Genomic DNA, 6,830 nt, shown 5'->3' with positions numbered 1-6,830 from the left:
CAATGCGTTCCTCGGCTCTGGCAATGCGCTCCTCGGTGCCGGCAATGGTTTGCAGCACCTCTTGGTTCTGTCGGGTCAGTTGGGCGATGGCCTGGGCATTGGCCTCCACCGTGCGCTCGATACGCGCCAGCCGCTCTTCGCTGTAGGTCATGGATCCCCCCTAGGGACGACGGAACTGATGCGGGCTGGGGAAGTCCTGAGGTGGGATCCCTTGCAGAGCCTCGGTCATAAAGCGCTTCCAAGTGGGGGCCACAAAAGCGCCTCCTGCCGTACCCGGCAGCATGGGAGAGTTGTTGTCGTTGCCGATCCAAATGGCGGTGGACAGTTGCGGCACGTAGCCGATGAACCAAGCATCGCGGAAATCGGAGGTGGTGCCGGTTTTGCCGGCTACGGGTCGCCCATCGTCCAGACGAGCCGCCCTCCCGGTGCCTTGGGTCACTACCCCTTTGAGGATTTGGTTGAGCGTAGCCACCGCCCAGGGATCCAAAACCCGCTGCGGCTGAGGCCTGGCCTCGAAGAGGATTTGGCCGTTGCGATCCACCACCTGGGCCAAGAGGGTCGGCTCCACCCGATATCCGCCGTTGGCAAACACCGCATAGCTGGCCGCCATCTCCAGGGGGCTGACGCTGGCCGAGCCCAGAGCTGTAGCCAAGTTGGGAAACATCTCGGCAGTAATACCCGTGGCCTGAGCCGCTGCGATGACGTTGCGGATCCCGACATCATCGGCCAACTTGACCGTGGGCACGTTGCGGGAGAGCTCCAAAGCCCGAGCAAAGGTGAGGGGGCCATAAAAGGTGTTGTCGTAGTTTTTCGGGCTGTAGGGTGGCGAGCCGGGATAGGTGACGGGGGTATCTTCCAAGATGCTGCCGGGTGAATAGCGCCCGCTGGCCAGAGCCGCGTAGTACACATAGGGCTTAAAGGTGGATCCCGTTTGGCGAAACGCCTGGGTGGCGCGGTTAAATTGGCCCCGCTGAGCGTTGATCCCGCCCACAATGGCTTTCACATAGCCGGTACGGGGATCCACTGCCGCCAAAGCCATTTGATCGGCACGACGAGCTGCCCCAATGCGGGGGCCATCTTCATTGACAATGCGCTGGGCAAGGCGCTGCAGACGCAGATCGATGGTGGACTGAACCCGCAGACCTCCTTGCATTAGAGCTTGTTCCCCATAGCGGCGCCGCAGCTCCGCCTCAATGGCGTCGGTAACTGCTGGGGCGTTACTTTGAAAGGAGGTAATGCGGCCTAAGGTCAGCTTTTGCTCCCGCGCCGCCTGGGCTTCCTCGGGGGTAATCCACTTCAGCTCCACCAGACGATCCAGCACCAGGTGTTGCCGCCGTTTGGCTCCCTCCAGGTTGCGAAAGGGGCTGAGGGTTTCCGGGGCCGGCAGGATCCCGGCCAACATCGCCGCTTCAGCCAAGTTCAGTTCAGCCGCATCCTTGTTGAAGTAGCTGCGGGCCGCCGCCTGGATGCCGTAGAGATTGTGCCCCCAGTACACCTGGTTGAGGTACATCTCCAGGATCTCGTCTTTGCTGAAGACCTGTTCTAGGCGCACCGCCAACACGATCTCGGCGACTTTACGGCTGAGGGTACGCTCCGGCCTCAAAAACAGGTTCTTGACCAACTGCATCGTCAAGGTGGATCCCCCCCCCGCCGAGCCTATACCCCCCTCCACACTGCCTAGGATCGCCCGGCCCAAGCTGACCGGATTAATGCCTGGATGGGTGTAAAAGTGGCTGTCTTCAATGGCCAGCAAGGCCTTTTTCATCTCCGGCGAGACCTGTTCAAGGGAGATCACTTCCCGGTTGGCCTCCCCGTGTAGGCTGGCAATGGGCTCGCCCCGAATATCGACAATGTGGGTGGTGGCAATGGGCACGTAATCCCGCAGTTGATGCACATCCGGCAAGTTGCGAAAGCTAATGGCCAACCCCACCAATCCGGCAGCCGTTGCCGTGGATCCCAAGAGCAGGGATCCCAGCAACAGATTGCCCACCACACCGGCAACCTGGGCAATCCGGGAGGGGCGGGTGGGTGGGGTATAGTCGGCATGCTCGTCAAACCCCGATCCGGAAAAAGGGGAATTGGAGACACGCTCCAACCCCGGCTTTCTCGCCCGGCGGGCCAATGGTCTGCGACCGTAGGTCACGTCAAAAACCCTGTCACGTCCGTGTTGCAAAGCAACAACAAGTCAGACCCATTATAGGGCGGCGTCTATTGGGGCAGCAGGATGGCCAACCCTGCCCATCGACAACTCCAACCGGGCTAGGGGGAGAAGATCTTGAGTTGAGAATCGAGCATCTTTTGCGTGGGCTTAAAATTGCTCATGGGTTCAGCCGGAGGATCAGGCTTTGAGTATATCGTCAGCCTCAGTTTCGCCAGCGTACCGGGATCCGTTGATAGCCCAAATTGTTGAGCGGGGGGTGGCCGAGATCTTTCCGGGAGGGCCTGCTGCCCTGGCGGAGCGCCTGGCCACAACAAATCGTCCCTTGCGGGTGAAGCTGGGCATCGATCCCACCCGGCCGGATCTGCACCTGGGGCATTCGGTGGTGTTGCGCAAGTTGCGCCAGTTCCAGGATGCGGGCCATGTGGCTATTTTGCTCATCGGGGACTTCACGGCGCTGGTCGGGGATCCCACTGGCCAATCGCAGGCCCGTCCCCGCCTCACCCCGGCAGAAGTGGAGGAAAACGCCCGCACCTACTTGGAGCAGGCCGGCAAGATCTTGGATTTTGAGACCCCTGGCCGGCTGGAGGTGCGCCGCAACAGCGAGTGGCTGGCCCGCCTGACTCTCAGTGAGCTGATCGAACTCCAGGCCCAGATGACGGTGGGGCAGATGCTGGCCAAAGAAGACTTTGCCCAGCGCTACCGCGCTGGAACGCCAATTTATCTGCACGAATTTCTCTATCCCCTCCTGCAGGGCTACGACTCGGTGGCCCTCGCAGCCGACGTAGAACTGGGGGGAACCGACCAGCGCTTTAACCTGCTCACCGGTCGGGATCTGCAAATTTGGAAGGGCCAAGCGCCGCAGTTCTGCGTGACGGTGCCGCTTTTGGAGGGGTTGGACGGGTACCAGAAAATGTCCAAGTCCAAAAACAACTACGTGGGCCTGACTGAGGATCCCCTCACCATGTACTCCAAGCTGGAGAAGGTGCCGGATCACCTGGTGGAGCGCTATTTTGAGCTGCTGACCTCGGTGCCCCTTGCCGAGCTGCCGCAGGATCCCCGCCAGCGGCAGATCCTCCTAGCCAAGACCCTAGTGGCCCAGTTTCACTCCCCTGCAGCGGCAGAAGAGGCCCAGCGCACCGCCCAAGCCCTGGTGCTAGACGGTATTCTTGCCGAAACGGGATCCATCCCCACCTTTGCCATCGATGGGTTGTCTTACCCTGTTAAACTCAGCTACATCCTGCGTGAGTGTGGCCTGTGCAAGAGTGCCGCCGAGGCCCGTCGGCAGATTCAAGGGGGCGCCGTGCGGCTGGATGGGCAAAAGGTGGAGGATCCCGACCTGGAGTTTGCCCATGCCTCGGAGCTGGCCGGGCGGATTTTGCAGGTGGGCAAAAAGGCCTTTCGTCGGCTAGTGAAAGTCGCAGATTAGTCTTCCCCTCTCCCTGTGGGAAAGGGGTGAGGGGATCCATCAACGGGCAGGCTTGAAGCCGAGTCCGGTTTTTTTCTGCCTGGTCTTGGCTGGGGGATCGGACAGAGGAGAAGCTGACGAAGTTGGCGGGAAAACGGGCTCCGGTTTGGGCCGGATCGAGCCCGCCTCGGCTACTGCCTCAGAGAGCTTTTGCCGCACCAGCTCCTGAGTCTCCAAAATGTTGGGATCCGCCGCCCATTCCGGGGCCTCTCGAACGGGATCATCCTCGGAGGTGAACTCCAGGTCGTAGGTCTCGGCGCGGTAATCGAGGCTGAAGCATTCCCAAGCCCGCAGACTGTAAAAATAGGGGAACAAACGCACAATGCGCTCAATATCCAGGTGCGCAGCAAAGCGACGAAAAGCCTCTTCTTCAGACACCGGAAAAGGGGCGTAATGTTCTGAAACAAACCACCGCAAGAACTTCCGCGCCTCTGGGATGATCTGCTGGGCAGGCAGGGATCCCAGCACCGCTGCGTTGAAGCAGTTGACCAACAGGTGCTCCAGCATTACCGCGTTGTACTCGGCAAAGCAGGTTTGCTCGCGGCTTTCCACCGGCTGCCAGGGCATGTTGCCGTTGGCGGCAATGAGCAGGTGAACCAGGTCATGGGAGGGGTTGGTTTGGATGTAGCCGTGCCCCTCCAACTTGGCGCCATCGCAGCTAAAGAGCTGGTGTTGGGGGCTCCAATAGAACTTGAGTTGCTTTGCCGCCATGTTCAGTTCTCCTCCTCACCCAGGGGATCCTTTTAGAGCTTACACCTGCACTGATGAGCTGCTATGAACTATAGGCCACGGAGGAGAGCGCCGGCTTATTTGACAATTGGTCAGCGAGAACGCTTGCCACAAGTGGCAAAACAAAGGGGTCTTTATCTCGAAGCAATTCTCGGAGCAGACAGGCTTTAGCCGCCCTACTAGGCTCAAAGCTGAGACCCGCTGTGCTCGCATTGTGAAAAAAGATGAACTCGAGATCCTCTAACTGCAGTAAAAATCTCTACGCCTACACCAAGCGCTACAGTAGCTTTCGGAATTGTGGTATTGCAACTCCGTACTTTCATGCCACCCCACTATGCTTGCACTGGCAGCTGCAATGACTGTAAAAATACAGCCCGGTCAAGTAAAAAGCCAAAAAGCTGGTTGGCTGCTTCTCCTGGTGCTCGTGGGAAGCTGCCTTGTCGGCTGTGGCTCTTCCGGCGGTACAGGCATTGAGCCGTCTGCTGTGGGATCCCAAGCTCGCCTGACATTCAATGGGGCTCTGACCCGCTCCTTTTCTGGCACACAAGGGGAAATGGAGTTCAACATCGCCCTCCTGCAAGGCGGGGATCCGCCCCAACCAATAACCCAGCTCTCTGCCAGTCAGGTCAGCCTGCAGGTAAACCGGGTAACCGATTTGCTAGGGATCCCGCAGCCGGTAACCTTGACCCTGACACCCACCCGGATCGAAAATCCCCCGCCGGATCTGCCTCAGCGGCCTTTGCTCATGGCTGTGCTGATGGATGGCTCAGGCAGCCTGTTGGTTTTGGATCCCCAATCTCGGCGCTTCCTGGCTGTTTTTCGGCTCCTGGATCAATTTCGCCCTGCACCCCTGGATCTGGGCGCCATTCTGCGCTTTGACAACCGGGGGGCAGGTTTTGGCCTTACAGCCCTGGGGCAGCCTCTGCGCACGGCTCAGCTGTTGCAGGACTTCACCGGCGACAAAGAGCTGCTGAGACGAGGCGTTTTGCGCGCTGTTCCGGAGGGAACACCGCCCTTTACGATGCCACGGTAGAAGCCGGGCGTTTCTTGAGCGACTTTCGGCCCACCGAGCGTTTCAACCGCCGCTTGGTGGTATTCACCGATGGGATTGACAACGAAAGCACCCGCTCCATCAACCAAACTACCCAGGAGCTGACAGCCCTGGCCAGAGAGCGAGGACAGAAACTCACCGTGTATGTGGTTGGGTTGGGGGTCGATTTGAATCTTCTGGAGTTACAGCGTCTGGCTGCAGCTACTGAGGGGACTTTTGTGCTGGCACGGTTTTCTGAAGGGCTGGAAGCTCCCTTTGCCAACTTATTCCCTACTGCTATTGGGGAGCACCGCCTGCAAATGAGGGTGCAAAGCAATGTTCCGCTATCTGCTGGTTCTTATCTTCTCAGTGGCGAGCTGAGAGTTGAGAGAGAAGGCAGCCGTTTTGTGGCGCCATTCAGCGACGCTGTTCTCACAGTGGGATCCCGCTAGAGTCATTCCGCAGGCTGACAACATCCCTAATCGAGAGCGAGGCGATAAGCAAATGTTTCGACGACTCGGTATACCCAGAAGATTTTGGCAACCGGCTGCGCTTGTCCTGGCGGCAGTGCTTACAGGTTCCCTAACGGTTTTCCTGAAAGGTTGCGGTGGTGGTACCTCCAGCAGCCCCTCGACCGTGGGGTCGCCGCCAAGGGATCCCGGCTCTGGCTCTGGCTCTACCTCTGCCATTTTGGGATTGGTGGTGGATCCCTTTGCTCAGCTTTGCCCTTCAGGCTCAACAGCCGCCCTTTGTTCGGGAGGGCCGCTCTTTTCAAGAGGCAATAAGGTTGAGTTGTTCAACCTAAGCTCAAGAGGGGACATTTTGTTGCCTGCCTTGTCAACCACTGCCTTGGAGGGCAACTTGCGGTTCACCATCCCCTTTTCCGGATCGATTACTCAGCCGCCGGGGAAATTGGTATCGGTTCAGTCCACTCTGCTGGGCCAAGGGCGTCAGTCCGGCCAGTCTATACCCCTGCGGGGATTTATTTTCAGCGCAGCCGTGGATGTTTCCCCTTGGAGCGAAGCCCTTTATCGCATCTTGCTGCGGGAGCGGGATAGAGTGTCTTTCTTCAACTTAGCGCCTCCAGAAATTAGGGATCTGGAAAACATTTTGTTTGTCAGCGTACCTCTTTCCAGAACAGCGCGAAACTTGGAGGAGATCATCACTGACATCATTCGACAAGCGGATCAACTTAGTTTTAATCAGCTTCGCTTTGTGGAAGATCTCATTCGCGTTTGCTATGCCCCAGAAGGCGATCAATCGGATCAGCCCTGCCGCCTCCGCATTCCGGTGCCCCTACCTCCTGCACCGACGGACTTTCCGACACCTCGACCCACTCCTGCCTCTACCCCGACACTAACACCGACGCCAACACCGACACCGACGCCGACGCCAACACCGACGCCAACCAACTAGGTAGGAGCATGCCTCTAACCCCCAAAACC

Annotated in this window: 7 protein-coding genes; 5 read left to right on the top strand and 2 right to left on the bottom strand. The window is 58.8% G+C overall.

What is annotated here, in order from left to right; translation table 11 throughout:
- Window positions 1-160: 160 nt before the first annotated feature.
- Window positions 161-2,143 (bottom strand): transglycosylase domain-containing protein, encoded by a 1,983-nt coding sequence (locus NW818_RS09165; protein ID WP_414424372.1) that lies wholly within the window; start codon window positions 2,141-2,143, stop codon window positions 161-163.
- A gap of 247 nt (window positions 2,144-2,390) precedes the next feature.
- Here NW818_RS09165 and tyrS point away from each other — a divergent pair, with 247 nt between their 5' ends.
- Entirely contained in the window at window positions 2,391-3,587 is a 1,197-nt protein-coding gene (gene tyrS / locus NW818_RS09160; RefSeq protein ID WP_414424373.1) for a tyrosine--tRNA ligase, read from the top strand.
- A 39-nt stretch (window positions 3,588-3,626) separates the two neighbouring features.
- Here tyrS and NW818_RS09155 read toward each other — a convergent pair whose 3' ends face one another.
- On the bottom strand, window positions 3,627-4,337 hold the full coding sequence (locus NW818_RS09155; protein ID WP_414330718.1) for a hypothetical protein: 711 nt from the start codon (window positions 4,335-4,337) through the stop codon (window positions 3,627-3,629).
- 442 nt (window positions 4,338-4,779) lie between these two features.
- Between NW818_RS09155 and NW818_RS09150 the strand changes: the two genes are divergently transcribed.
- The 4 genes from NW818_RS09150 to NW818_RS09135 all read left to right on the top strand — a co-directional run bounded on the left by NW818_RS09150 (window position 4,780) and on the right by NW818_RS09135 (window position 6,801).
- Window positions 4,780-5,388: a hypothetical protein gene (locus tag NW818_RS09150; protein ID WP_414424371.1), complete on the top strand. Its 609-nt coding sequence runs from the start codon at window positions 4,780-4,782 to the stop codon at window positions 5,386-5,388.
- A 14-nt stretch (window positions 5,389-5,402) separates the two neighbouring features.
- Window positions 5,403-5,837, top strand: coding sequence for a vWA domain-containing protein (locus NW818_RS09145; RefSeq protein ID WP_414424370.1), 435 nt, complete (start codon window positions 5,403-5,405; stop codon window positions 5,835-5,837).
- Window positions 5,838-5,995: 158 nt separating this feature from the next.
- Window positions 5,996-6,190, top strand: coding sequence for a hypothetical protein (locus NW818_RS09140; protein ID WP_414380932.1), 195 nt, complete (start codon window positions 5,996-5,998; stop codon window positions 6,188-6,190).
- A gap of 29 nt (window positions 6,191-6,219) precedes the next feature.
- On the top strand, window positions 6,220-6,801 hold the full coding sequence (locus tag NW818_RS09135; protein ID WP_414424369.1) for a hypothetical protein: 582 nt from the start codon (window positions 6,220-6,222) through the stop codon (window positions 6,799-6,801).
- Window positions 6,802-6,830: the final 29 nt, after the last annotated feature.

The sequence above is a fragment of the Synechococcus sp. R6-5 genome (assembly GCF_047461775.1).
GTDB lineage: Bacteria > Cyanobacteriota > Cyanobacteriia > Thermostichales > Thermostichaceae > Thermostichus.
The sequence above is the reverse complement of the archived record's forward strand: the minus strand, read 5'-3'. Positions and strand labels throughout refer to the sequence as shown.

What these genes read in the sequence shown, in the direction of transcription:
- NW818_RS09155 (WP_414330718.1), bottom strand. Translation starts at nt 4,337, where the DNA reads ATGGCGGCAAAGCAACTCAAGTTCTATTGGAGCCCCCAACACCAGCTC.